Genomic DNA, 21503 nt, shown 5'->3' with positions numbered 1-21503 from the left:
CGCCGCGACCTCTTCGCTCGGATCATTGCCCGATCGCTTATTGCAGCGGAGCGACGATCGTCGGATGCTTGAATTGCGCGACATCCAATTTTGGCAGCATCCCCGTCTCCGCGTAGATGTCGAGCATCTTCTGGATTGCGGGGAAATTCGGTGCCGCACCCGGATCGCGGCCGAAATCGTTGTCTTTGAGCAGATAGGTCTCGAGAACCGGAATTGGTGCCTTTAGAACCTCGTTGACAACCTTCAACGTCTCTTCGCGATTGGCCAGCACTTTCTTCATGCCAGAGGTAATGTCGCGCACATAAGCCTTCACCAGTTCCGGGTTCTTGTCGACGAAATCGGCACGGCAGGCTTCCAGGATATGCACGATGTTCGGCATGGCCTGCGACAGCGAGAATAGTTTGCGAGTGCCGCCCTTTGCCTCTGCGCGCGCAGCAAACGGCTGGTTCATGTTGACCGCGTCGACGCGGCCCTGCCGCAAAGCGTCTTCGGAGACGGCAAAGCCGACCTCGACCAGCTTGATGTCCTTGGCGGGATCGACCCCATTCTGCTTCAGGAGCAGATTGAACGGGCCTTGCGTGCCGCCGCCGATCACGGAGATCCCGACCGTCTTGCCCTTGAGATCGGCAATCGTCTTGATCGGGGAGTCGTCCATGACGGCCCAGTAGACCGAGAAACCACCGGGCTTCTCGAAGACGTGCTGCGCCACGATGTAAGCCTTGAGGTTGCCGCCAACCACGCCGTTGGCAAGCGACAGCGGCGCCTGCGTCGCGCAATCCAGCGCGCCGGCCGCCAATGCCTGCGTCATCGGAGCGGTGCCCTGGAATTGGGTCCATTCGATGTTGTAGGTCTTGCCGATGTTGGGAAAATCAGCCGGGCGGCGCATCATCCAGTACTTGGATTCTTCGGCCGGAATCGTCCAACCGACGCGGATCGTCTGCTGCGCCCATGACGAGCCTGCGCTCGCGCTCACGGCCGCTGCCGCCCCCAAAGCCAGGATCCACTTCGAAACGGTTCGCATCGTGCCCACTCCGCTGCCCCGGCGCCGACCGGCGCCATCCAAATCCGACCGCTGCAAATGTTTCATGGTTCAAACAATCAAGCAAGCCATGCGAGCCGAACGGTTTCGTCGTGGGATACGCCATGTATGGTAATGCCGCGTCGCGCGGCGTCGCGGAGCGACAAATGGAGGCAACCTATGGCTGAAGCGAGCAAGACAAACCCGCAAGGCGTCGAGCGGCTCGGCTATCTCGGCCTTGGATTGATGGGGACACCGATGACCCGGCGCCTGCTCAAGGCGGGCCATCAGGTCACTGTCTGGAACCGTTCGGAAGCGAAGGTGGCCGGGCTCGTCGAGGCCGGCGCCAGCCGCGCAGCTACTCCACGCGACTTGATGGAGAGCTCGGACATCGTCTTCATGTGCGTGACCGATGCGGCCGCTGTGGAAGAGGTGATCTTCGGGCCGGCGGGCATCTCGACGGCGTCCGGCGCGGGTAAGCTCGTGGTCGACTTCTCGTCGATCCATCCCGACGCCGCACGGGACCTCGCAACGCGATTGTTAGCTGCGAACGGCGCAGGCTGGATCGATGCACCCGTGTCCGGTGGCACCAAGGGCGCCGAGGAAGGCTCGCTTGCCATCATGGCCGGCGGAGAAGCTGGCGACATCGAGCGGGTCCGCCCCTACGTGCTGGCCATGGCACGCAGGTTCACCCACATGGGTCCGACCGGCGCCGGCCAGACCACAAAGCTATGCAACCAGGTGATCGTCGGATGCGCGATGGCCGTTCTTGCGGAGGCAACACGCCTTGCCGTGAACGCCGGAATCGACGCCAACCGGTTGCCCGAAGCACTCGCCGGCGGCTTCGCGGACTCCATTCCGCTCCAGCTGTTCGTGCCGCGGATGGTCCAGAGCATACACTCACCGCCGCTCGGTCACATCGCCACAATGCTCAAGGACCTCGATACCGTCGCCGATGTCGCGCAGACGACGTCGACGCCGGTGCCCATGGCCTCGCTTGCGGGACAACTTTTCAGGCTAGCCAAGGCCGCGCGAGGAGCGGACGCGGATGCGCTCGAAATCTACAAGCTTTCGGCGGAGAACGCTGAGCCGTCGCGCGCGGGCTGAAGCAGTTAGGGTGACTGCTTGCGCTCGGCGTCGGCGAGAAATCGGCCAAACGCGCCCCGCGCGAAGAGCAGCGGCTCTGTCGCATTGTAAGTATAGGCCTCGACCGCACCGAGAAAGATCACGTGGTCGCCGCCGTAATAGCGATTGACCGATCGGCATTGAAAATTGGCGACGCTCTCGGCGAGCACCGGCGCGTTGCCGAGGCCCGGCGTCCAGTCGACACCCGTGAACTTGTCATCCGACGACTTGGCGAATTTGTTCGCAAGCGCCTGTTGCGAAGCGCCAAGCACGTTGACAGTGAAATGACTGGCGTTCTGGAAGATGGTCAAGCTGGAGGAATAGACGACCAGGCTCCAAAGAACCAGCGGAGGATTCAGCGAGACCGAGGCGAACGAATTGCACGTCAGGCCATAGGGCTTTCCGTCAGGAGCCGCAGCTGTAATGATCGTCACGCCCGTGGCGTAGGTCCCAAGCGCGCTGCGGAAATCACGGGGATCGATCGGCGAGGTGTCGCTCGCGAGTTCGTTGGCCGGATCGGGAACGGTCGGCTGCTTAGGCAGATCATTCATCGGCCGGCCTCAAAGCGTGAGATTCTCGGACGGCAGGCCCAGCGCCACGCGTCCATAATTGGTCCCGGCCGCATCGAAATTGAACGCGAGATGCGAATTGATCGCGTGCGCATCGCGGAACTGCCGCTGCAACACGCCCGTCATGAACAGGCCCCGTGCTCCGCTCGCGGCAAACAGCATCGAAACCGCATCCGTGCAGAAGTTTACTGAAAAAGCCCCGTCGCGCCGATATCTGGTCTTAGTTGCCATATCGGGGATATGACCCCGCCGTGCATCCTCCATGGCATTCAGACAGGCCGAGCGCATGATCAGGCGTGCAGCGTCGATCTTCGCCGAGGCCTCGGCGATCTTGATCTGGGTGCTTTGAAAGTCGCTCAGCTTGGCGCGGTTGTAGGTGGAAATGCGATGACGGACGACCTCCGCATAATCGTCGAGACACGCCTGCGCGTTCCCCAGCGCGACGCCGGAGAGGACGTAAGGAAACAGCGAGAACACCGGGAGCGCATACAGCGGGTTAGGATTGAGCTTGCTTCCCGGAGTCGGACCACCGTCGAGATCGCCGACCGCGACCGTCATGTAGTCGGGCACGAAAGCGTCCCTGACCTCCACGTCGCAAGATCCTGTCCCGCGCAGTCCCGCGACATTCCAGGTGTCGAGGACCTTGTAGTCGTCTTTCGGCAGCAGAAATATCCGATACTCGATGCCGTCTGCCTCATCGTCGGAGTAAACCACGCTTGCAAGCATGTTCCATGCGCAGGAGGCAACGCCCGAGGAGAACGGCCAGCTGCCATGGAGTCGGTATCCGCCCTCGACTCTCGTGGCGCGTCCGGCGGGAAAAATGAACGAGGACGCGATCAGCGCGTCCGGATCACGGCCCCAAACCAGATCCTGCGCCGTCTGCTCGAACATGCCGAGCATCCAGTGATGGCTCGCCAGATTGGCCAGATTCCAGGCCACCGAGGCGTCTGCTTGTCCGAGCAGGTCTGCGCAATCGATTAAGGCGACATAGTCGAGTTCTGCGCCGCCAATGCGCCTGGGCTGGAGCATCCGGAACAGGCCGGCCTCGTGCAGGTCCAACTCGGTTTCCGGCGGCAGGTGCCGCAGCTCTTCCGTTCGCGCCGCGCGCTCTTGCAGCCGCGGTACGAGCGCCCGGGCCTTCGCGACCATTGCCGCATGGGCACGTTCAGCGGATTGCGCCCCCGCGGGCGGGCCCACGCTCGGCTCTTGACCAGGCGCCATTCGTATCCCTCGCTTTCACGCATTTATGCGGCGAGACCCTTGCCAAATCAAGCCGATGCAGCGCTGTCTGGGTATCGTCGCCCTGAACCCGGCTGCCCGGGAAGGATGCGATGTCGCGAAGGTGGCATCGCCAAGTCGTAATCCGCAAGCCGCGTCGGCCCTGGCCTGTAGGATCAACCCCTCGGGCTCAGACCGACGTCTAGGGTTTGCCCGAGCCAAAGACGCCCTTTTGGGTCAATTGCGATATCCGACGCTCATCATAACCGAGCGTATCGCGCAAGACGTGCTCGGTGTGCTCGCCCAGTAACGGAGCAGCCACAGGGTCAATCGGGCCGGTCAGGCTCATGGTAATCGGCGGCTCGATGTTCGGGACCCACTCTGCCGTACGATGTGGAATCCGGCTCAAGCGATGGCGCTCTCGCGCCTCCGGTGCATTGAACCCCTCCTCGACCGTCCGGAGATAGCCGACCGGGATATTGGCGAGCTTCATCTTCGCCATCCAGTTCTCGAGGGTATCGCTTGCAAAGACCTCCGCGATGGCTGCTCGCAAAAGCTCCTTGTGCTCCGAGCGGGCTTTGCGCGTTGCAAACTGCGGATCGGTGATGAGATCGGGCCTGTTCAGCACCTCGACAACCAGCCTGCGATAGAGCCGGTCGTTGGCACACGCGATGTAGAGCGGCCCATCGGAAGCTTCGTAGACGCCGACGGTGGGAGACCCGCTCGGCGAATTTCCGAACCGCCCAGGATTCTCGCCGTTGATCAGATAAGCCATGCCGTAGAAGCCCGTCATCCCCATCGCGATGTCGAACAAGGCGACCTCGACATGTTGGCCGCAACCGAGCCGATCCCGCGCCAACAGTGCCAGCAGGATGGCGTTGCAGGCAGACATCCCCGTCGCCATGTCCACGATGGGCGGGCCGGTGCGAACCGCCGGACCATCGGCAAACCCGTTGAGCGACATGAAGCCGCTTTCCGCCTGCGTGATCGGATCAAAACCTGGACGCGAGGCAAACGGTCCGGTGCGCCCGTAGGCGGAGATCGAGCAATAGACCAGCCGCGGATTGAGCGGCGCGACAGTTTCATAGTCGAGGCCAAATTTCTTCATGACCCCGCTGGAAAAGTTCTCGACGACCACGTCGGCCTTGCGAATCAAATCCAACGCAATCTCACGCGCCTCCGGCAGGGTAAGGTCGAGCGTGATGCCGCGCTTGTTGCGATTCAGGCTGAGATAGGCAGCGCTCTCTCCGCCGATTTCGGCGTGTTCATATGCACGCGTGTCGTCGCCGCCGTCTGGATTCTCGATCTTGATGACATGCGCGCCGAAATCAGCAAGCGTCTGCGTACAGGCCGGACCGGCAACCACACGCGTGAAATCGACGACCAGCAGACCATCGAGCGCGGTAGGCGCGCCCGTCGTCCGCGACGAACGTTCCGGCAGTTGTGGCTTGGTGGGCATCGTAGAGCTCCCTTGCATCGGCTTGTGGCCGCCGAATTTCCTGCGAGAGCTTAAAGCCCGCCCCCGCCGACTTCGCAAGTGCTTCACCCGCATCGCTTCAATACGCAAAAAAGGCCCGGCAGCCGAAGCTGCCGGGCCTTTGGACATTCTGGACGTGCGGTCGGTGCCTCGCGCGCTGCGACAGCCATGTTCCGCATCACGGGAAACCTGCTGGAATCGTCAGCGGAGCGACCTTCGCCAATAAAGGGTATGCGACCAAGCCCAGGGCACCTCGGGTTCGTAGAGCCGGTAGCCCGCCCGGATGAAATTATTGGCGGACACCGGATTGTTCGTCGTGTCGGAGATGATGCTGTCCCATCCGATGCGACGCCCCCGCGCCTCGACCGCCCGCATCAGTCTGAGCTGAAGTCCCCGCCCCCAATGCCGCTGCACGACCCCGACCCTGGCGAAGTAGCCGCTGTTTCGCACATGCGTGGACGGCATGACGCCGGCGAAGGCGATCGCGTCGTCCCCGTGATAGGCCAGCCACCACGCTCCAAGGTCGAATTGCGGCATAGCCGCGGCATCGAAGAACGTCAGTTGGTGCAGGTCGGACAAGGTGTCGACAACGTCGTCATCAGACGCATCGACGATACGAATTCTGTACATGGGATGGCTCATTGAAACGAAACGATCCTCTAATGGGCATGCGGTGAGGCTACTGCTACGCGCAGGTCATTTACCCAGCACGACCTTGACGCCTAGCCAAACCGCCCCCATCAGGCCGGTGGCGATCACCGTAATCACGGCCTTGAAGGTATAGCTCTGCGCCTGCTCCACGCTCGTTCGCCATCGGCGCAAGTGCTGAAAATCAGCCCTCAGCTCCTTTCGATCGTCATCCTCGATTCCAAAAGAGGCCAGCACCGATGCCACCGTCTTCAATACGATCGCATCGATACTCGCCTGCTGAAGCCTGTGTTGCTCGGCCAGCGTCTCGGCAACGATCGCCCTGATTTCGTCATCTGGCGTCTTCACCGCTTGATGATCCTCGCAACATTCTCGAAGCCGCGCTTGGCGAAGTAGAAGGAGACAACCAGATTGGCTGTGATCGCCGCAAATCCCGCGAGGGCGTCCGTGGAACCAAAGCCGAGGACCTTGTCCCAGACCAGGAGTTTTGCGAAGTAAAGCGCAACGCAATAGCCCATCAATTTGTCCGGCTCCCACCAGTGGCCGATCTCCGCGATGCGGTACTGCATGACGGCTTTGGTTTCGGCCGTCTGCGACGCGATCTCGCTCGCCGCGAGATCCGCCGCGATCCTGGTGTCGACGTTTTCAGCCTTCAGCTTCGCGCTGTAGGCGTCGATAAGCGCTTTGACGACGGGGCCGCCGAGAAACGAGATGATCGTCATCCACATTGGTCGCTCCTCCGAAGAGTTCTCAGGCGTGCGATGATCGTCACGACGGAGATCACCAGCAGGATGCGTCCCGTTGTCTTGACGTCGCCGATGGCCGCGCCGATCTGGTCCTTGACGCCGGGATCGCCCAGCGTGTCGGCGAGATCATCGATGATCGAAGCCAGCGCACCGGCGAGCGCGATGCAATAGCTCCAGGCGATGGTCATGGAGTGCAGGCAGGCCGCTTTGATTCTGGCGAGCATCACGGTTTGCCCCTCAGCGCCGCAAGTCTTGCCTCGAGCGACTTCATCAGAGTGTCGGTGCCGGTCACGAACCGAAGGACCGGGTCCTTGCAGAACCAGCAGGTGCCAAAGCCCGCGGCGAAGAGGAGGATGTCGAGGATCGTCCGCATGTTCATTACCTTCCAAGAATCGCTCGGACCAGGTTGATCACGAACGCGCCGATCGAGCCTTTCGACGGGTTCGTCAGTGACGGTCTCGCCGGGTCGCCGGCAGCCGGGCTCTTTGCACTCTTCGCCCCCGCAAAGCTGATCTCGGAATCGAGCTCCATCAGCGCGATGATGAGCGCCGCGCATCCCAGTTGAGGATCGACCTTGCTCGGATCGTAGACGCCGTCCCGGACGTACTTTCCCGCGCGGTATTGGTTGGTGCCGGACCAGAGATAGGGCGACGGCACACCCCGGGCCGCGTAACCGATGCCGTTGTAGGTCTCGAGCGCGGTCAACGCTGCCGCGATGGACCAGTCCCTGTGGCGCGCGAGGAAGGGCGGACACTTGACCAGCGCATCGATTGCAGCGGCCTCCCATGACTCGAACGGGCCTCGCCCGGCCGGAACATGAACCGAGACCCGATTCCAGGGATCTCCCTGGGCCAGCGAAGCCCTCCAATCCTGGGAGGATTCCCGTTCGTGGATCACGGCTATAACCGGCCAGGGAACGCCAGTCTTGGCCTCCACGGCCTGATACCGCTTCTTGGAGTGGTAGAGGTGCAGCGCGATATTGGCCGCTTCGGTCTTCCGGGTCAGCTTGGCACTTTGCCAACGCTTGGCGTTCGCCCCAGACAGGGCGTTGAGGTCTACCATTGATGAACCTGGGGTTGAGGGTGTAGGTTCTCGCCATGCGGCGAGCACTTCCATGGGTGATTTCAGCGATTCTTCTGGTCGCTTTCATCGCCTCGTTTTCTGAGCTGGAGAGGATGAGGCGCCGGTTTGGCGAAGTTACTCGGCACTCATTCCACGATCACGCTGCGGTGCGCTTAGATGTGATCCGATCTGCCATGGCTCAGAAAACAAAGCCGATTGTCATCTTCGGCGACAGCCTCGCAGAACTGGCCCAATTCCCTGAGAGCGCTTGCAACAGGCCGATCGTCAACGCTGGAATTGGAGGCGCCACACTCGATGAACTAACAAAGCTGGCTAGTGAATTTAAGGGCGCTTCTCTCATTGTGGTACTGGCCGGGACAAACGATGCCGGTTCGACAACATTCGAGGCCGATTACTCTCGGCTGTTGTCAAAGCTGCCGAATGCCATAGCCGTTCCAGCGACCGCGATCCCCGCTGTCAATCGGCAGATTGTGGCCTCTGCCAAGCAATCTGACGTTCCTATCCTCGACATCCAATTCACTGAATTTAAGGACATCCACCCGACAGCGAGTGCCTACAAAGCGTGGATCGACCAAACGGTTCGCGCCCTCTCTGTTGAATGCACTAGATGAGACGAAGCAGCTTGTTGGCGATGATGGTAGGCTGCGTGAGGGCAAATGCCGTACTCGCGCCACCTTGTGCAGTTCCGGTGAATGTTCCGGTCGTCCCCGAAAGCGTTGCTCCATAAGCCCCGAGGTTATTGGGATCGCTCGGCGACTGCGCAACAAACACTGCGCTGGCACCGGGCGCGTAACTAATGCCTGACCTCGCCAAACTGGCGGTACCGCCAGAAACTGAAACGCTCCCCGATGGGGTATATGCCGGCAGGTTCGCCGTGATGAGTGTCTTGGTTTCTGTGCCGCCAGTACCCCCCAACGTCGTTGCGCCGCCCGTCGTAATGCTGGTCCCGCTCAAGCGAGACGCCGCGCTTCCACCCATATCATCCTTGCCCGCGACAACGCGGCCCCGGACATCGGGGATGTTGAACGTCGTGGAACCGTCGCCTGTACCGTAGGTTGTGCTCATCAACGAGAACAGGGCCGAATACGTCGTGCGCGAAACGGCCTGGCCGTACATCAGTGCGAAGGAGCTATTCGGCGCCGTCGAACCCCAGAAATCCAGGCTGCCACCGATCGGGATCGTATAGGGATTGCCGAACGAGTTCTGAAGATAGAAAACGCCGTTCGAAGCGTTGTAGAGCGCGACATAAGGCGAGCCCGAGACGAGAAAACCAGCCGGCAACTCTACGTTGGGGTTGACCTGAAGCGATTTCGCACCGAGGCCATCCACGTTGAGAGTGACGTTCGGAAAGCCCGCCGTGTTCGTGGCGTGCGGGGTGAAGGCGATTACCTTGCCGTCCATATTGGCGAGGGAGTTGAACACCTGGTAGCTGGTCACAGTATAAGCCGTGGCCGTCCCACCAGTCACGATCGCACCCGCGATGTCGTCGCGATATTTCGCCGTCGCCGCCATCATCGCGCGCGCCGAGTCGTTGACGCTGGAGGGTGACTGGCCCTCCGCCCAGTTGATCGTGGAATCCGCGGTCGCGTCGGCGGACGCCGTTTGGGACCATTTGTAGAGAGTCATACTGCATCCCCAATTGGAAGAGCGGCGCCGTGGGGCGCCCATCATCAGGTTCGAGAAAGTCGCCGCTGCGGCCCTTCAGCCGGACGTTTTCGTTTCTCTGGCGCATAGTTCGATATACTGAGCGCAGCGACAGGACGGGGCCCGAGCCGTCAGGAGGTTGCGGATCACGCCCGGCGGAACGCCGGGGCTCTCGCTTGCAATTCCGGCGACACGTGCGTCGATGATCGCATCGATTTCGGCGCGCAGCTCCTCGATCCGATCCTCAATTCTTGTCACCGGCTGCTGCTGTTGCTTCACTGCCATTGGTCATTTCGTCCTTCGTTTGAGCTTCGAATGCCGCCAGCTTCTGGCGAGCGGAGGCTGCATCGTTCTGCGCGCGCCGCAGTGCGCGTTCACGCTGAGCTTCGTGCGACGCCAGGTGAACCTGAATATCGTAGGGTAGCGTGTCGAACTTTCGTTTGAACCGCCCGGGCCACGACCGTGGCGGAGGAATAGCCGCAATTCCGCTCATCGCGCTTGCCGCCAAGCCGCCTAGTGTGGGGTCCGCGAGGCCGAGCGCGACGTGCATCCGAGATATGTCCTGCACGGCCGGCCACAGCCGGTTCATGCCGAGCGACGCACAGTCGGTCACAAAACGCGCCACCGACGCAGGTGTCGCCGGACAGGCGGTCGCGTCGTTCAGCTCGCACCATTTGACGAACATCGGCGCATCGCGCAGTCGTGCCTGCGCAAGCGCCGTCAGGAGCGGATGGGTCATCGCTTCGCTTTGCGCAGGGCCTCATGGAGGCCGCCCATGCGCCGGCGCAGATCGACCAGCTGAACGCGCTTTCGCAGGCTGTGAGGACTCGAATCGATGTCGCCCCCGAGCTCGGCGTCGAACCTCTCGAGCGCAGCCACGCGCTTCTTCAGACCGTAGAGCACGAAGTCCTCCGCGATCCGATCCGGTGACATCGGCTCACCATAGAGATTTCCGCTGATGGATTGGGCCCGTTCAATGAAATTTCGGTCGTCTTCGCTCATCCGATTTCCTGTCGTGAATTCACTTTGATCGACTGGTCAGTACGGTGAGAAGAAGATCGGCGGCGGGATCCGATGCTCCGGTCTTTCGGCCACCTGCGATGATGGCGTGCGCTGCGCTTCTGTGCCCGTCTGGATTCCCGTTGCGGCAGGCGCGTTCATTTCGTCCATTGGGTACCCGAGCGACGCGTAGGGGTTGAGTTCATGTCGGATCTTGTGATCCGGCCAGGACCAGATGAATTTTCCACGCTCGATCGGACCGGGAAGAATTCCTGTCCCGTACCCCTCCGTCACGACGTACAGATCGTCGCCTCTCTGGACGATCGAGCGGAAGACGTTGCCCGGATGGAGGACATGCTCAGGCATCGTGGTATTTACGATCGTCAATCGGTCGTCATCCACATGCTGGCGAATGGGGCCCAAACCTCGGACATCCATGACCGCTCCGTCGGCGCTGTTTTGGTCGCCTTGAAAGGGTGTCGCGTGCCGTTTGAGCGATTCAAACGCCGATAGGGGCGTGTTGCCCTGCCTGGTGCTTCCGACCCACCGTTCCGTTTGGTAATGGTGCGGCCCGCTTGGCACTGTGATCTGTCGGCCACCTGAAAAGGGAATTCCATGTTGTATTGGCGATTGCATCGTGGGATCCACGCGAGATACTCCGCTTGCTTGCAATGAGGACCGAGCGCACGACTTCTTGAGGCGCGCGAGTTGACGATCGAGGATTGGAAGTCGGCTACGTAGGGTCGCCCACCGCCGCGAGCGCTGCGGCGACCTGAAGAATGGCAATGGCGCTGATGCGGGCTCGCCTCAGGCTGACCGCGGGAGCGACACGCGACCAGTGAACATCAGAACGCTCAACCTCATGTTTGGAGGTTGAGTGTCCAAACCTCGGAAGTTAAGGGTGAGCGCGACAAGCCGGCTTAAACGCCTGGCGCGGATTCGTCGGCGCGCGCCCCCGGCTTGAGCCGCCTGATCAGGCGGCCTACGGCGGCAACTGCGAGTAACGCAACGAGATTGGTTGCGGCCAGGACAAGAGCCACGACAATGGGCCCGTCCGCGGTTCGCGGAATGTCGTTCGGACCGGGCCACATCAACACGACAAGGACACCGACGAACAATATATTCGCGAGCGCCACGCTGGCCGTGAACCTCAGCATCGGCGACAATCGGACTCCGAGCAGCTCTGGCGCCACGACGAGCGTTGCTCCCAGGAAGAGACAGACGAAATGCAGCAGCGATAGCGAGATGGCCGCCATTGCGAGCGAATCAATGGATATGAGGCCGTAGGTCACAAGAACGCCCACGGCCGTCACAAACACGAACTTGATGAGGACATCGAGGACGATGATCGACAGCCACTGGGACGTGGAGAAATTCAATCTGTCTCCTCCAAAGTCATGCTGATCAGAGATGATCTGAACGGAAGTATTATTTCAGATTAGAAATTTGAATCCACAGAATCCCTCAACGGAAATTACGTATGACGTCGTTACCCCTGCGGCGACGCCATCGTGGATGTGCAGACGTACGAGCGGCTCCCGAAGCCGCCGGCCGCGGCGGTCGCAAGATTGAAGCATATCACCTTCGGCAGGATTAGAACAAAAAGAGAACATTGTCAATCGCCACGGAACGTTAACGAGATTTTCGCTCAATCTCTACGCGCTCTCTTCACCTGGTATAGCGCAACCGCGTCCTTGAGATCGCCCGAGCTCGAAAGCCGGGCGCTCAACGTTCGCAAATCTTTCTGCTCGCCCTCGCCGCGGCGCGCCATGCCCGGGCGCTGCACCGGCGGCATCGGTTTTGCCGTGACGGCGTCCTGCTCTTTCATCATCAACCGGCATTTGCCGGCATCATACTGAAGCCCGCGGAAGATGATGAGCCCGTCTCCGGGCGTCTCGATCTTGTCGCTGAAGAGTTTGAAGCCGTGGCCGAGCCCGAGGCTTGCGATCTTGCCCTCGATCAGCCGCTTCGACGATTGCGCCAGCGTCCGCTGCGCCTCGCGGATGCAGACCGCGAGCGTGCCGCGTTCTGCCTGGCAGGTCTCGACCAGCAGTTCGCCGAAGAAATGCGATTTTCCCGAGCCGCGTCCGCCATAAACGCCCTTGTAGCGCGCGGGTTGCAGCAGTGGCTCGAAAATCTTGGCCGTCGGAATTTTCAGGATGGACAATGGATGCGCTCGCTCGCCCTAGGGCAGGCCGCTGCGCCTGCGCCACATCGCGGACCAGTCTTCGGTGTCTGAGCCCTGGTGTGGGTTACTTGATCCGCGTGGCCTGCTTGTCACCGCGCCATATGGACTCGTAACGTGAGGCGATATCCCCCGACAAGCTGAAGAATACGTCGCATTATGTCTTCCCACATGCTGAAAATCCCTTTCTGAGAAGGAGAGAGAGCTTCACGTGAATTGACAAAAAGCGGTCCCCACGTTTCGCTAATGGGCGACGACTTGCTCAACTCTCGCTGATCCACCAACTATTTCGCTCGCGGTAGTTTCGTGGAAGACGTGCCGCTTTCGCCGAGGAATGGGGGCTTACGTGAACACAGCTATTCATCGCGGAATTCTCAGTCATGCTTTCTCTGCGGCTGGGCTGATCGCCCTCGCACTTCCTGGTTTCGCTCAGGAACCGCCAGCACCGGCATTCAACCAAGGGCGCCCAAAGGACGGCGTCTATGCCGCGCCCGGCAAAGACTTCAAATCATCCTGCGACGAACGCAACGACATTACGATCGACCTTCGCGGCAAGTCAGTCGACGGCTACGAATGGGGTTGCAACGTCACGAAGATGACTGATCTCTCACCGGGTTCTCTGAAGCTCGAATGATTTGCAATGACTACAACCTGGCGCAGGAGCCAAGGTTGAGGCCAAGCAGAAGGCCGAGGAAGCCAAGCGGAAGACCGAGGAGGAACGCACCCTCAAGAGCGCCCACCCGCGCGATGGCGTCTACGCGGCCTCGAACAAGTGCGAGATCTTCCGCACTCGAGTTCAGCTTCCCGACACCGTCAGGATCGCGCCGATTGCACGCTGCAGCCGGCCTCAGGCGCAGATGCCGTCAGCGTGCAGAATGTCGACACCACGCCGGACCGCGAGAACCTGATGTTCAAGAAGATCGACGACAAGACCGTCATCCTCTGGATCATCAACAACGGACATTTCACCGGCGACGGCCGGACGCTGTCCTATTGCAGCGACCAGGTGCAGGGCGCCTATGCCGGGCAACGCCGGACCAATAAGCAGACCAAGAACTAGGGAGGAGGACCATCGAAACGAAAAACCCGCGGCCGATTGCTCGGCGCGAGCTGAATAAACTCTTTCGATGATGCCATTCTGCGGGTGTTTTGCCCGACGTGTCAATTGGCAACTCCAACCAAATTCTGAATCGAGCCTTCCATGGCTCAAGCGTCGCGCCCGCAGCCACCACTAGCCGAGCTCTCCGGGTGCACGATGATGCGCTCGATCCGGTGAATCAATTCCAACACACCATCCTCGTCGTTCTCGATCGGCTGCGCCGCCTTGCCCCAGCCGCGATCGAGGATCGCATTGGCGGCCGAGACGCGCGCTGCCGGCGTTGCGTCGTCGCTGCGCATGATGCCGACGAGCACCCTGAGCGCAGTCCTGGTGTGACTGCGCGCCAGCGAGCGGATTTCTGTCAGGGTACGCGCGTTGGAGGTCTTCCTTCGCGCGGGCAAGCGGACCGGCTCACTCGCCAGCGCGTATTCGATGTCGTCGCTCAAGCAAACATCTCCCACAACACGATTGCAATCAGGCCCGCGAGCGCGAGCGATATCAGGTAAGCGGTCATCGTCTCCCCCACGAAAACAAATGCGCGGCAGATCGCGCAATGAGGCGCGATCGTTTCGGGCGCGAACCCTATCTCCGTTTCCGGAGACCGCAGCGGCGCGAGCACATGGCCCAGCGCCGCGGGCCGGCACGTTCGCGCGTGCACGGCCAGCAATGGTTCGGACGACGGCGCGCCGATCGGCGCTCCAGGTTTGACGAGTGCGTGGCCGCAATGCGCCGCCGCCGTCCGATCTCGATCGAGACGAAAAAACCCGCGGCGGATGCTGTCCGCGCGGGTGAACCAAACTCGTCTCGATGATGTCATTCTGCCGGTGTTTTGCCCGACGTGTCAAAACCTATGTTGAATGAAAAAGCCCGCCGCAGATCGCTCCGCGCGGGCCGAACCAAACGTCTTTCGATGATGCCATTCTGCCAGTGTTTTGCCCGACGTGTCAAACGAACGAATTCGCTCAAGCTGCGTTAGCAAAATCGGGAGGACCGGCAGATGACACGCGAGGCTACGTCACAAGACACGTCGCGAAATCTTCCAGGACGAAAGCCGCGCATCGACAAGGAGCGCGACACACAAGACGCCGTCGTTGAAGACGCCGGCGAGATCGGGGACGAGCACCGCGATCTCGTGCACGGCGATGGTGGCACCATCGACCTGCCCACCAAGCCCGGCGACGTGTCGAAGGACGATTAGACCGCTCCGCGGGCGGCGCGCATCTCGATGATCTCATTCCGCCGGCGCTTTGCCCGATTTGTCCAACATCGCTCGTTTGACCCGATGACGCGGGAACTTACCCGAAGAGCGGCGCGTTTATCTTCCATCAGGAGGAATTTTGGCGATGAGCCACACTGTACTGGTTGTTGACGACGATCCCGGCGTCCTCGACGTCATTGCCGGCATGCTGGAAGATCTCGGTTGCCAGGTGATACGCGCTCAGGGCGGCCCGGACGCGCTCGACCGGCTCGGGCAGAACGAGAACATCACCATCCTCATCACGGACATCAACATGCCCGGCATGGATGGGCATGAACTGGCCGAGCTGGCCAAGCGAATTCGCCCGGAGCTGAAGATCCTGCAATTGTCCGGTCGCGAACCCCGGCGCGACGGCCTTCCTATGATCAGAAAGCCGTTTTCGTTCGAGGAACTCGCCAGCACCATGCAGCGGACCACCGGCATCTGCTGAAGGTCGCAAGCCCAAGACTTCGCAAGCCCAAGACGTCGCAAGCCCAAGACTTCGCAAGCCCAAGACGTCGCAAACCCAAAACAAAACCCGCGGCGGATCGCGTCCGCGCGGGTTGAACCAAACTCTTTTCGATGATGGCATTATGCCGGTGTTTTGCCCGACGTGTCAACGCTGCGAACGCGGACAAAGGATTCCCTCTCCCCACTCAGATATGTGGTGTGCAACAGGCTTGCTTCAAGCCCCCGCCCCTGCCGTAGAACCCTCGGCCCGAAGACATCCAAACCTCGAGGGGTCATCACATGCCCATATTGCTTCCGACGTCCCGGCCGCACGGCCGCACCGAACGGGCCGGCGCACGCCACGCGCAGAAACACGCAAAAGACCACGCCGTGGTGATCGCCGGCGGTGGCCCGACCGGGCTGATGCTGGCCGCGGAGCTCGCACTCGCGAATGTCGACGTCGCCGTGGTCGAGCGGCGCGTCAACCAGGAGCTATCAGGCACGCGCGCCGGCGGCCTGCACGCACGCAGCATCGAGATCCTCGATCAACGCGGCGTCGCGGACCGCTTCCTGCGCGAAGGACAAATCACCCAACTCGCGGGCTTCGCCTGGACCAGGCTCGACATCAGCGACCTCCCCACCCGGCACGCTTACGGGCTCGCGCTGCGGCAGAGCCACACCGAGCGCATCCTGGCCGACTGGGCCAGCGAGCTCGCGGTGCCGATCTATAGAAGCACCGAGGTGACGGCCTTCGCGCAGGACGAGACCGGCATCGATGTGACGCTCTCCGGCGGCGAGACGTTGCGCGCGAGCTATCTGGTCGGCTGTGACGGCGGTCGCAGCCTGGTGCGCAAGACCGCGGGCATCGACTTCCCCGGCTCCGATCCGACGCTCAGCAACCTCATGGCCGAAGTCGAGATGCGAGACGAACCTGCCTGGGGCTTGCGCCACGACGCGCTCGGCTTTCACGGCCTCAGCAAGACCGAGAGCGGACGCGTGCTGGTGGTCGTGACGGAAGCCACGCTCGACCGGACCGGCGAACCCAGCTTGCGCGATCTGAGCGAGGCGCTCGTCGCCGTGTACGGCACCGACTTCGGACTCCAAAACCAGTCCTGGATCTCCCGCTTCACCGATACAGCACGGCAGGCTGCGTCCTATCGCCGGGGACGCGTGCTGCTTTCCGGCGATGCCGCGCATATCCATCACTCCGTGGGCGGACAAGGCCTCAACACCGGCGTGCAGGACGCCGTCAATCTCGGCTGGAAGCTGGCGCAGGTGGTCAAGGGCATTTCGCCCGACAGCCTGCTCGACACCTACCACACCGAGCGCCATCCCGTCGCCGCGCGGACCTTGCGCAACACCATGGCGCAAATCGCCCTGCTCCGCCGCGGCGAGGACGGCCTCAAGGCCGCGCGCGATGTCGTGGCGGAGTTGCTCGCGATGGACGAGCCGCGCCGGCGCTTTGGCGCGATGATGAGCGGGCTCGACGTTCACTACGATCTCGGCGAAGGGCACGCGCTGCTTGGGCGGCGCATGCCGGATCTCGATGTGACGGTCGACGGCCGCCCGCTGATGCTCTTCGCCTTGCTGCACGGCGCGCAGGCCTTGTTGCTCACTTTCGGTGAGAAGATCAGCTTCGATATCGCACCATGGGCGGATCGCGTCAAAACAGTGGATGCCGAATACGACGGCGCCTGGGAGCTTCCGGCCATCGGAGAGGTCGCGGCGCCAAAAGCCGTTCTGGTGCGGCCCGACGGGCATGTGGCCTGGGTGGGAGATGGAAGCCAACGCGGACTTGCGGACGCGCTGACGAGGTGGTTCGGGCCGGCTGCGTAACGCCTGACCGCCCGGCGCGCGGTCGAAACAAAGAAAGCCCGCGGAATCCCGCGGGCTTGAACCAGGCACCTTTTCGATCATGCCATTCTGCCAGTGTTTTGCCCGACGTGTCAAATGACGCATCCTGAATGGGACGCACGCAGCTCCCCTCGCGTATCGTTACAATTCAATTATGACGAACCATCGGTACAGAAAAGAACGGGTAAGCCTTCAAATCGATCGGAGTCCTTGTAACGAGCCGAGAAGCGCTCGCGCGAATCGCGACCAAACGTGTCGCCGTCTTTGACCACAAGCCCGTGCTCAACCAGATAGACGGCAAGACCGTCCACCTTTTTGATCAGCGTCGGAAGTGTCAGCTTGTGGGTCTCGAACTCGATTTCACGCTCAGCAAATGCCGACAGCCCCATCGTTACTGCTCCGATGCCTGTCTTTGATCGGAACGGCAATATGTCCACCCACAGTGAGGAAGGATAGTCTGGATACGGCGCAAACGATCGGCTGGACAGGTCCAACCATAGATCGGCGGATCGTGCGACCTTGCCATTCCAGACCACGTTCGCAGCATTCCGGCACCGTTGCAATCAACGCGCCGATGACAGCAGTCGTTAGACGAGCGGCGGGTAACGGTCGCTGATTTTGGCCGAGCACAGAGACGATCAAATGCCCACGGTGCCGCGCCGCGGCCGCCGTAGCCTGCGGCCATGTCGTGGAAGCGCGCGACCACAGGCCGGGATCGTCAGGAATGCGCGCCGGCATCGACATGACCGCAACAAGCTCGTTGCCACAGCGAATGAGCGGCGAGTTTGCCTGAGCCTGTTGCGCGTCCTCGTTCTCCGCAGCCTCCGTTGCCAGTTCCGGATGTCGAGCGCGGAGGATATTCGCAACCGCTGACATGTCCGGCGTTGCCGGATCGTCCAGGAGGACCAAAGCCAGAAGCGAGTTACTCATCGACTACCCCCACAGAAAATTGGGCGACACCGAGCGCTTCCGCTGGTCGCCCACAGGTAGAATGCTTGACGAGCATAGAACAAAAGAAGAACATCATCAACCAATATTCGCTGCTCGCATCGACCGACAACGACGGCGGTGCCGGTTCAAACGGTGTCAAACATCGCTTAGCTGGCAGGCGACACATGCGTTCGTTCTGCAGGCAATCTTCGCGCGAGTGGGGACGCGTTGTGCGGCGGCGGCGCTTGAGCCGACGCAGACACTTCACGTCACGCGTCCATCGTCCACAGCAGATCTCGCTTCTGTCCAAAAGTGCACATTGATCACAAGCACTCAAGATGAGTAACGCGCTCAAGTCGCTGAGCTTGCTCTCGCAATTTAATCCGCCAACATATCAAATGATGTGTCTCTCTCGCCGCCAGGAGCGCAAGGTTGATCCATCACCGCAAGGCAATCGGCATCGATCCGTGATGAGACCGAAATTGCTCCCGAGGGAGACGTGCATGCAGAAGCGTAGACGATTCAAGCAGACCAGGACACTCGACGAACGGCTCGCCGAGGAGGCCGCGCGGCTTCGCGAGGAGGCACGCGCGCTCGCGCCGGGGCGTCGCCGCGAGATGCTGCTGCGCCGTGCGCGGCAGGACGAGACGGCCATGCGCATTGCCTCCTGGCTGAGTTCACCGGGCCTGAGGGCACCGACATGAGCCAGCAATATCGCGCCTACCTGGTCGGCGAAAACGGCGTCTTCCGCTCCGCCGAAGCGTTCGAGGCCGCGTCGGATGCGTCCGCCCTCACCTTCGCGCAGCAGTTCACGCGGCACGGCAAGGTCGAGGTCTGGCAGCTCGACCGAAAGATCGCCGTGCTCGAGTCCGAGTCCGCGAAATTGCTGACGCGTCAATGATCGCGTGAACGCGATCGCGTCTTGAGATCCTCGACCTCGAACGAGAATGTCACCTGCATAACAAGTCCGTCGGCGTCGCGAACGTCGATCGCCATGGTCTGCTTGCCGCCGGTGGGCGGCGCGGCGAGAATGGCATCGCGCGCCATGTCGGCAACCGACTTGGCGGCCTCGGCCTGAACGGCGCGAGCGGTGGCCAATTCCAGCCCTTCCTCGTCGCGCGCCAAGCCCTGCTCGTCGCGCAGGTCGAAGTAATATCGAGGCATTGCAGCATCCTTTGCGATAATAGGTCCGAGGCGGACAAAGGTTTCGCGCGGAGCTGAAAAAGATTTGAGATCAACGGGTTCCGGGAACAATCCGGCTGCCCGGATGGACGCGGCCGCCGCCCTGCTGCGGCTGTTCGCGCCCCGCGCCGCTCACGGCCTCCGCAAGCTTTCCGCGCGCTGCAAAGGCCCGGCATTCGGCGAGCAACTTCACGCCGATAGTCCTCCTCCTATCGAAGGAGGCTGTGTGCGCGGGATCACGGATGCGCGCGCCAAGTCCGGCTATCACTCATCCCACGACGACGGCTTGAAGCAAAACAAACAACCAGACAGGTGGACCATGACTAAGACCTTGATGATCACGAAGATGGCGGCAGCGATCGTGTTGGCTAGCGTTGCGGCAGGTGTTGCAAGCAGCTCGGCGCAGGCCGGCTGGGGCGAGAACGGGCAGTATGGCAACGCGCAGCAGGCGCGGCCCGGCTGGGGCGGCTATGGCGGCAATGGTCAGCGCCCGGCCGTCGTTCCCAGCTTCCGGCCGACGCCTCAAGCCAATGTCTATCCCGGCCCCCGGCCGATGCCGCAGGTCAATGTCTATCCGCGGCCCGCGCCGCCGGTCTATATCCCGCCGCAGGTCGTGGTCCGGCCGGTCCCGGTTCCGGTTGTCGTGAACAGGCCGGTGTACGTTCCGACGCCGCAGGTGGTGGAGAAAACGGTCGTCGTGCAGCGTCCGGCCGTGGTTGCGGCACCGGTCGTGGCGGCTGCGCCGGCTCCGGTGGTCAACAACAACTGCAACTGCCTGGTGAAGGAATATCCGCAGGCCGGCGTCGTGGTGTTCAGGGATATCTGCACCAAGGAAAGTGCGACCTACACCAACCTGCCGCAGCAGACCTCGCAGGCCGTGCTGCCGCCGACCCAGTAATCGCGCGGGGGCCGACCAGCGAAATTCGATGAAGACAGGAACGCGGCAGCATCAGTTGCCGCGTTCGTGCCCGGTCTCCTCAGGGGCGAAAACGACAAGGTGAGGCCACCTCTTCCTCCGTCAAGCTTTCCGCGCGCTAGAGGCATCGACCGATTTAACCAACGAGCGCCGCATCCCGGCCGGTGGCAGCCAGGACCGCCAGACAGATTCAGGTCACCGCTGGCCCCGCCTGGATGGCGGCGAGCGCAGCCGTGATCGAGCAGCGGACACCGTCGGGAGCGAATTCCAGTCCGATCTCCCCGTTCATCTCCAGACTTGCACGTTCGATGAGGCGCGTGCCGAAGCCTCGGCGTGTCGGCGGAATGACACGCGGGCCGCCACTTTCGCGCCAGGTCAGATTGACCCCGTCATTTTGCACGCTCCAGCGAAGCTCGACCCGGCCTTCGGGACCCGAGAGCGCCCCGTACTTCGCCGCATTGGTGGCGAGCTCGTGCAGCGCCAGTGAAAGGGCCAGGGCCTGGGTCGGCGAGACGTCGACTGAAGGGCCGTCGACGACCATCTGACCCGTGGCGAAGGGCGCGAGCGCGCGCGCAACCAGATCGGCAACGTCGGCACCCATCCAGGCGCGCACAGTGAGCAGATCATGTGCTCCCGCCAGGGCAACGATACGCGCGTTGATGGTCTGGCGCGCCGACTCCAGATCGGTTGCCCGTCGTAGCGTCTGGTCGACGATCGACTGCACGGTGGCAAGCGAGTTCTTGACGCGATGATTCAGCAATGGGCGCGAGCCCCCTCACTCCTCCGCAAGCTTCCGCTCGATATAGGCATCCACCGTCTCGACAAACGATCGCTGCACGCCGACCGCGGCACCATACTGGTCGAGCGCGTCGCTCTGGAGCACGCGCAGGCCGCGCCCGCGCATGCAAGCCGGCGCCGTGTTCAGATATTGATCGATGGCGCCTTGGGCGAGCGGAATGGCCTTCGGGTCGCCCCTTGCGATCAGAAGGCGCAAGAGGCTCTGGCATTCGGCCAAACCTGGCATGGGATCAGCGCCTCACGCCTGCTGCGATTTCTTCGGCCGCTTGACCGGCTGGGTGTGCGTACCGAACAGCGCCAGCAGAAGCGCGACTTCTTCCTTCGA

33 protein-coding genes and 1 pseudogene are annotated in these 21503 nt (G+C 61.9%); 10 read left to right on the top strand and 24 right to left on the bottom strand.

The window, feature by feature from the left end:
* Window positions 1–37 precede the first annotated feature (37 nt).
* Window positions 38–1021: an ABC transporter substrate-binding protein gene (locus tag JQ591_RS23150; RefSeq protein WP_211398281.1), complete on the bottom strand. Its 984-nt coding sequence runs from the start codon at window positions 1019–1021 to the stop codon at window positions 38–40.
* Between the two features lie 132 nt (window positions 1022–1153).
* Between JQ591_RS23150 and JQ591_RS23145 the strand changes: the two genes are divergently transcribed.
* Complete coding sequence (locus JQ591_RS23145; RefSeq protein WP_211398460.1) at window positions 1154–2125, top strand: NAD(P)-dependent oxidoreductase; 972 nt, start codon at window positions 1154–1156, stop codon at window positions 2123–2125.
* Between the two features lie 5 nt (window positions 2126–2130).
* Here the strand turns inward: JQ591_RS23145 and JQ591_RS23140 are convergent, their stop codons facing one another.
* The 9 genes from JQ591_RS23140 to JQ591_RS23100 form a co-directional block, all read right to left on the bottom strand.
* A complete protein-coding gene (locus tag JQ591_RS23140) occupies window positions 2131–2694 on the bottom strand; it encodes a flavin reductase family protein (protein ID WP_211398280.1) in 564 nt (187 codons plus the stop codon).
* A gap of 9 nt (window positions 2695–2703) precedes the next feature.
* The gene (locus JQ591_RS23135) at window positions 2704–3933 is read right to left on the bottom strand and encodes an acyl-CoA dehydrogenase family protein (protein WP_211398279.1); all 1230 of its coding nucleotides are present in this window, start codon (window positions 3931–3933) and stop codon (window positions 2704–2706) included.
* A gap of 199 nt (window positions 3934–4132) precedes the next feature.
* Window positions 4133–5389, bottom strand: coding sequence for a CaiB/BaiF CoA transferase family protein (locus JQ591_RS23130; RefSeq protein WP_211398278.1), 1257 nt, complete (start codon window positions 5387–5389; stop codon window positions 4133–4135).
* 219 nt (window positions 5390–5608) lie between these two features.
* Window positions 5609–6037, bottom strand: a complete 429-nt coding sequence (locus tag JQ591_RS23125; RefSeq protein ID WP_211398277.1) for a GNAT family N-acetyltransferase — start codon at window positions 6035–6037, stop codon at window positions 5609–5611.
* A 66-nt stretch (window positions 6038–6103) separates the two neighbouring features.
* A complete protein-coding gene (locus JQ591_RS23120) occupies window positions 6104–6403 on the bottom strand; it encodes a hypothetical protein (RefSeq protein ID WP_211398276.1) in 300 nt (99 codons plus the stop codon).
* A complete protein-coding gene (locus tag JQ591_RS23115) occupies window positions 6400–6783 on the bottom strand; it encodes a hypothetical protein (protein WP_211398275.1) in 384 nt (127 codons plus the stop codon). Before JQ591_RS23115 ends, JQ591_RS23120 begins: the two co-directional genes overlap by 4 nt.
* Window positions 6774–7025 carry a hypothetical protein gene (locus JQ591_RS23110; RefSeq protein WP_211398459.1) on the bottom strand — a complete coding sequence of 84 codons (252 nt, stop codon included), beginning with the start codon at window positions 7023–7025 and terminating at the stop codon, window positions 6774–6776. The genes JQ591_RS23115 and JQ591_RS23110 overlap by 10 nt, the downstream gene beginning before the upstream one ends.
* Window positions 7025–7174, bottom strand: a complete 150-nt coding sequence (locus tag JQ591_RS23105; protein WP_211398274.1) for a hypothetical protein — start codon at window positions 7172–7174, stop codon at window positions 7025–7027. Before JQ591_RS23105 ends, JQ591_RS23110 begins: the two co-directional genes overlap by 1 nt.
* Window positions 7175–7179: 5 nt before the next feature.
* Window positions 7180–7863: a hypothetical protein gene (locus JQ591_RS23100; RefSeq protein WP_211398273.1), complete on the bottom strand. Its 684-nt coding sequence runs from the start codon at window positions 7861–7863 to the stop codon at window positions 7180–7182.
* A gap of 35 nt (window positions 7864–7898) precedes the next feature.
* On the opposite strand from JQ591_RS23100, the gene JQ591_RS23095 reads away from it, so the two are divergent.
* Window positions 7899–8495: an SGNH/GDSL hydrolase family protein gene (locus JQ591_RS23095; RefSeq protein WP_211398272.1), complete on the top strand. Its 597-nt coding sequence runs from the start codon at window positions 7899–7901 to the stop codon at window positions 8493–8495.
* On the opposite strand, the gene JQ591_RS23090 is transcribed toward JQ591_RS23095, so the two are convergent.
* The 7 genes and pseudogenes from JQ591_RS23090 to JQ591_RS23060 all read right to left on the bottom strand — a co-directional run.
* The gene (locus JQ591_RS23090) at window positions 8488–9510 is read right to left on the bottom strand and encodes a tail fiber protein (protein ID WP_211398271.1); all 1023 of its coding nucleotides are present in this window, start codon (window positions 9508–9510) and stop codon (window positions 8488–8490) included. The two genes, JQ591_RS23095 and JQ591_RS23090, sit on opposite strands and share 8 nt — an antisense overlap.
* A 75-nt stretch (window positions 9511–9585) precedes the next feature.
* A complete protein-coding gene (locus JQ591_RS23085) occupies window positions 9586–9813 on the bottom strand; it encodes a hypothetical protein (RefSeq protein ID WP_211398270.1) in 228 nt (75 codons plus the stop codon).
* A complete protein-coding gene (locus JQ591_RS23080) occupies window positions 9773–10267 on the bottom strand; it encodes a hypothetical protein (protein WP_211398269.1) in 495 nt (164 codons plus the stop codon). The genes JQ591_RS23085 and JQ591_RS23080 overlap by 41 nt, the downstream gene beginning before the upstream one ends.
* On the bottom strand, window positions 10264–10530 hold the full coding sequence (locus JQ591_RS23075; protein WP_211398268.1) for a hypothetical protein: 267 nt from the start codon (window positions 10528–10530) through the stop codon (window positions 10264–10266). The genes JQ591_RS23080 and JQ591_RS23075 overlap by 4 nt, the downstream gene beginning before the upstream one ends.
* Window positions 10531–10566: 36 nt before the next feature.
* Window positions 10567–10965 (bottom strand): hypothetical protein, encoded by a 399-nt coding sequence (locus tag JQ591_RS23070; RefSeq protein WP_211398267.1) that lies wholly within the window; start codon window positions 10963–10965, stop codon window positions 10567–10569.
* A gap of 482 nt (window positions 10966–11447) precedes the next feature.
* Entirely contained in the window at window positions 11448–11906 is a 459-nt protein-coding gene (locus JQ591_RS23065; RefSeq protein ID WP_211398266.1) for a hypothetical protein, read from the bottom strand.
* Window positions 11907–12382: 476 nt separating this feature from the next.
* Window positions 12383–12694, bottom strand: a pseudogene (locus tag JQ591_RS23060) (phage terminase large subunit); the annotation flags it as partial.
* 364 nt (window positions 12695–13058) lie between these two features.
* On the opposite strand from JQ591_RS23060, the gene JQ591_RS23055 reads away from it, so the two are divergent.
* Window positions 13059–13346 (top strand): hypothetical protein, encoded by a 288-nt coding sequence (locus JQ591_RS23055; RefSeq protein ID WP_211398265.1) that lies wholly within the window; start codon window positions 13059–13061, stop codon window positions 13344–13346.
* Between the two features lie 234 nt (window positions 13347–13580).
* Window positions 13581–13772, top strand: a complete 192-nt coding sequence (locus JQ591_RS23050; RefSeq protein WP_211398264.1) for a hypothetical protein — start codon at window positions 13581–13583, stop codon at window positions 13770–13772.
* A 146-nt stretch (window positions 13773–13918) separates the two neighbouring features.
* Here the strand turns inward: JQ591_RS23050 and JQ591_RS23045 are convergent, their stop codons facing one another.
* Together JQ591_RS23045 and JQ591_RS23040 are read right to left on the bottom strand one after the other, a co-directional pair.
* Window positions 13919–14257, bottom strand: coding sequence for a hypothetical protein (locus JQ591_RS23045; RefSeq protein WP_211398263.1), 339 nt, complete (start codon window positions 14255–14257; stop codon window positions 13919–13921).
* The gene (locus tag JQ591_RS23040; protein ID WP_211398262.1) at window positions 14254–14628 is read right to left on the bottom strand and encodes a hypothetical protein; all 375 of its coding nucleotides are present in this window, start codon (window positions 14626–14628) and stop codon (window positions 14254–14256) included. The genes JQ591_RS23045 and JQ591_RS23040 overlap by 4 nt, the downstream gene beginning before the upstream one ends.
* A gap of 180 nt (window positions 14629–14808) precedes the next feature.
* Here JQ591_RS23040 and JQ591_RS23035 point away from each other — a divergent pair, with 180 nt between their 5' ends.
* From JQ591_RS23035 to JQ591_RS23025, 3 genes are all read left to right on the top strand, one after another.
* On the top strand, window positions 14809–15009 hold the full coding sequence (locus JQ591_RS23035; protein ID WP_211398261.1) for a hypothetical protein: 201 nt from the start codon (window positions 14809–14811) through the stop codon (window positions 15007–15009).
* Window positions 15010–15154: 145 nt separating this feature from the next.
* A complete protein-coding gene (locus JQ591_RS23030; protein ID WP_211398458.1) occupies window positions 15155–15499 on the top strand; it encodes a response regulator in 345 nt (114 codons plus the stop codon).
* Window positions 15500–15798: 299 nt separating this feature from the next.
* The gene (locus JQ591_RS23025; protein ID WP_211398260.1) at window positions 15799–17334 is read left to right on the top strand and encodes an FAD-dependent monooxygenase; all 1536 of its coding nucleotides are present in this window, start codon (window positions 15799–15801) and stop codon (window positions 17332–17334) included.
* Between the two features lie 170 nt (window positions 17335–17504).
* Here the strand turns inward: JQ591_RS23025 and JQ591_RS35395 are convergent, their stop codons facing one another.
* Together JQ591_RS35395 and JQ591_RS23020 are read right to left on the bottom strand one after the other, a co-directional pair.
* Window positions 17505–17741 carry a DUF4261 domain-containing protein gene (locus tag JQ591_RS35395; RefSeq protein WP_249137508.1) on the bottom strand — a complete coding sequence of 79 codons (237 nt, stop codon included), beginning with the start codon at window positions 17739–17741 and terminating at the stop codon, window positions 17505–17507.
* Window positions 17719–18282 (bottom strand): hypothetical protein, encoded by a 564-nt coding sequence (locus JQ591_RS23020; RefSeq protein ID WP_249137506.1) that lies wholly within the window; start codon window positions 18280–18282, stop codon window positions 17719–17721. Before JQ591_RS23020 ends, JQ591_RS35395 begins: the two co-directional genes overlap by 23 nt.
* Window positions 18283–18785: 503 nt before the next feature.
* On the opposite strand from JQ591_RS23020, the gene JQ591_RS23015 reads away from it, so the two are divergent.
* Together JQ591_RS23015 and JQ591_RS23010 are read left to right on the top strand one after the other, a co-directional pair.
* Window positions 18786–18986 carry a hypothetical protein gene (locus JQ591_RS23015; RefSeq protein WP_211398259.1) on the top strand — a complete coding sequence of 67 codons (201 nt, stop codon included), beginning with the start codon at window positions 18786–18788 and terminating at the stop codon, window positions 18984–18986.
* Complete coding sequence (locus JQ591_RS23010; protein ID WP_211398258.1) at window positions 18983–19183, top strand: hypothetical protein; 201 nt, start codon at window positions 18983–18985, stop codon at window positions 19181–19183. The genes JQ591_RS23015 and JQ591_RS23010 overlap by 4 nt, the downstream gene beginning before the upstream one ends.
* Here the strand turns inward: JQ591_RS23010 and JQ591_RS23005 are convergent.
* The gene (locus JQ591_RS23005) at window positions 19177–19446 is read right to left on the bottom strand and encodes a DUF6894 family protein (protein WP_211398257.1); all 270 of its coding nucleotides are present in this window, start codon (window positions 19444–19446) and stop codon (window positions 19177–19179) included. The genes JQ591_RS23010 and JQ591_RS23005 overlap by 7 nt on opposite strands.
* Before the next feature lie 337 nt (window positions 19447–19783).
* Between JQ591_RS23005 and JQ591_RS23000 the strand changes: the two genes are divergently transcribed.
* Complete coding sequence (locus tag JQ591_RS23000) at window positions 19784–20362, top strand: hypothetical protein (protein ID WP_211398256.1); 579 nt, start codon at window positions 19784–19786, stop codon at window positions 20360–20362.
* A gap of 208 nt (window positions 20363–20570) precedes the next feature.
* Here JQ591_RS23000 and JQ591_RS22995 read toward each other — a convergent pair whose 3' ends face one another.
* Window positions 20571–21140 carry a sensor histidine kinase gene (locus tag JQ591_RS22995; RefSeq protein ID WP_211398255.1) on the bottom strand — a complete coding sequence of 190 codons (570 nt, stop codon included), beginning with the start codon at window positions 21138–21140 and terminating at the stop codon, window positions 20571–20573.
* 15 nt (window positions 21141–21155) lie between these two features.
* Window positions 21156–21404 carry a hypothetical protein gene (locus JQ591_RS22990; RefSeq protein WP_211398254.1) on the bottom strand — a complete coding sequence of 83 codons (249 nt, stop codon included), beginning with the start codon at window positions 21402–21404 and terminating at the stop codon, window positions 21156–21158.
* Between the last annotated feature and the right edge of the window lie 99 nt (window positions 21405–21503).

Source organism: Bradyrhizobium canariense (assembly GCF_018130465.1).
In the GTDB taxonomy this organism is placed as follows: Bacteria; Pseudomonadota; Alphaproteobacteria; order Rhizobiales; family Xanthobacteraceae; genus Bradyrhizobium; species Bradyrhizobium canariense_C.
Note: the sequence above shows the minus strand (reverse complement) of the source record. Positions and strands in the feature narration are given on the sequence as shown.

Bases quoted from the DNA above. Each gene is read 5' to 3' on its own strand.
- JQ591_RS23150 (WP_211398281.1), bottom strand. From the start codon at position 1,021: ATGCGAACCGTTTCGAAGTGGATCCTGGCTTTGGGGGCGGCAGCGGCC.
- JQ591_RS23145 (WP_211398460.1), top strand. From the start codon at position 1,154: ATGCCGCGTCGCGCGGCGTCGCGGAGCGACAAATGGAGGCAACCTATG.
- JQ591_RS23140 (WP_211398280.1), bottom strand. From the start codon at position 2,694: ATGAATGATCTGCCTAAGCAGCCGACCGTTCCCGATCCGGCCAACGAA.
- JQ591_RS23135 (WP_211398279.1), bottom strand. From the start codon at position 3,933: ATGGCGCCTGGTCAAGAGCCGAGCGTGGGCCCGCCCGCGGGGGCGCAA.
- JQ591_RS23130 (WP_211398278.1), bottom strand. From the start codon at position 5,389: ATGCCCACCAAGCCACAACTGCCGGAACGTTCGTCGCGGACGACGGGC.
- JQ591_RS23125 (WP_211398277.1), bottom strand. From the start codon at position 6,037: ATGTACAGAATTCGTATCGTCGATGCGTCTGATGACGACGTTGTCGAC.
- JQ591_RS23115 (WP_211398275.1), bottom strand. From the start codon at position 6,783: ATGTGGATGACGATCATCTCGTTTCTCGGCGGCCCCGTCGTCAAAGCG.
- JQ591_RS23110 (WP_211398459.1), bottom strand. From the start codon at position 7,025: ATGCTCGCCAGAATCAAAGCGGCCTGCCTGCACTCCATGACCATCGCC.
- JQ591_RS23105 (WP_211398274.1), bottom strand. From the start codon at position 7,174: ATGCGGACGATCCTCGACATCCTCCTCTTCGCCGCGGGCTTTGGCACC.
- JQ591_RS23100 (WP_211398273.1), bottom strand. From the start codon at position 7,863: ATGGTAGACCTCAACGCCCTGTCTGGGGCGAACGCCAAGCGTTGGCAA.
- JQ591_RS23095 (WP_211398272.1), top strand. From the start codon at position 7,899: ATGCGGCGAGCACTTCCATGGGTGATTTCAGCGATTCTTCTGGTCGCT.
- JQ591_RS23090 (WP_211398271.1), bottom strand. From the start codon at position 9,510: ATGACTCTCTACAAATGGTCCCAAACGGCGTCCGCCGACGCGACCGCG.
- JQ591_RS23085 (WP_211398270.1), bottom strand. From the start codon at position 9,813: ATGGCAGTGAAGCAACAGCAGCAGCCGGTGACAAGAATTGAGGATCGG.
- JQ591_RS23080 (WP_211398269.1), bottom strand. From the start codon at position 10,267: ATGACCCATCCGCTCCTGACGGCGCTTGCGCAGGCACGACTGCGCGAT.
- JQ591_RS23075 (WP_211398268.1), bottom strand. From the start codon at position 10,530: ATGAGCGAAGACGACCGAAATTTCATTGAACGGGCCCAATCCATCAGC.
- JQ591_RS23070 (WP_211398267.1), bottom strand. From the start codon at position 10,965: ATGGATGTCCGAGGTTTGGGCCCCATTCGCCAGCATGTGGATGACGAC.
- JQ591_RS23040 (WP_211398262.1), bottom strand. From the start codon at position 14,628: ATGACATCATCGAGACGAGTTTGGTTCACCCGCGCGGACAGCATCCGC.
- JQ591_RS23035 (WP_211398261.1), top strand. From the start codon at position 14,809: ATGACACGCGAGGCTACGTCACAAGACACGTCGCGAAATCTTCCAGGA.
- JQ591_RS23030 (WP_211398458.1), top strand. From the start codon at position 15,155: ATGAGCCACACTGTACTGGTTGTTGACGACGATCCCGGCGTCCTCGAC.
- JQ591_RS23025 (WP_211398260.1), top strand. From the start codon at position 15,799: ATGCCCATATTGCTTCCGACGTCCCGGCCGCACGGCCGCACCGAACGG.
- JQ591_RS35395 (WP_249137508.1), bottom strand. From the start codon at position 17,741: ATGGGGCTGTCGGCATTTGCTGAGCGTGAAATCGAGTTCGAGACCCAC.
- JQ591_RS23020 (WP_249137506.1), bottom strand. From the start codon at position 18,282: ATGAGTAACTCGCTTCTGGCTTTGGTCCTCCTGGACGATCCGGCAACG.
- JQ591_RS23015 (WP_211398259.1), top strand. From the start codon at position 18,786: ATGCAGAAGCGTAGACGATTCAAGCAGACCAGGACACTCGACGAACGG.
- JQ591_RS23010 (WP_211398258.1), top strand. From the start codon at position 18,983: ATGAGCCAGCAATATCGCGCCTACCTGGTCGGCGAAAACGGCGTCTTC.
- JQ591_RS23005 (WP_211398257.1), bottom strand. From the start codon at position 19,446: ATGCCTCGATATTACTTCGACCTGCGCGACGAGCAGGGCTTGGCGCGC.
- JQ591_RS23000 (WP_211398256.1), top strand. From the start codon at position 19,784: ATGACTAAGACCTTGATGATCACGAAGATGGCGGCAGCGATCGTGTTG.
- JQ591_RS22990 (WP_211398254.1), bottom strand. From the start codon at position 21,404: ATGCCAGGTTTGGCCGAATGCCAGAGCCTCTTGCGCCTTCTGATCGCA.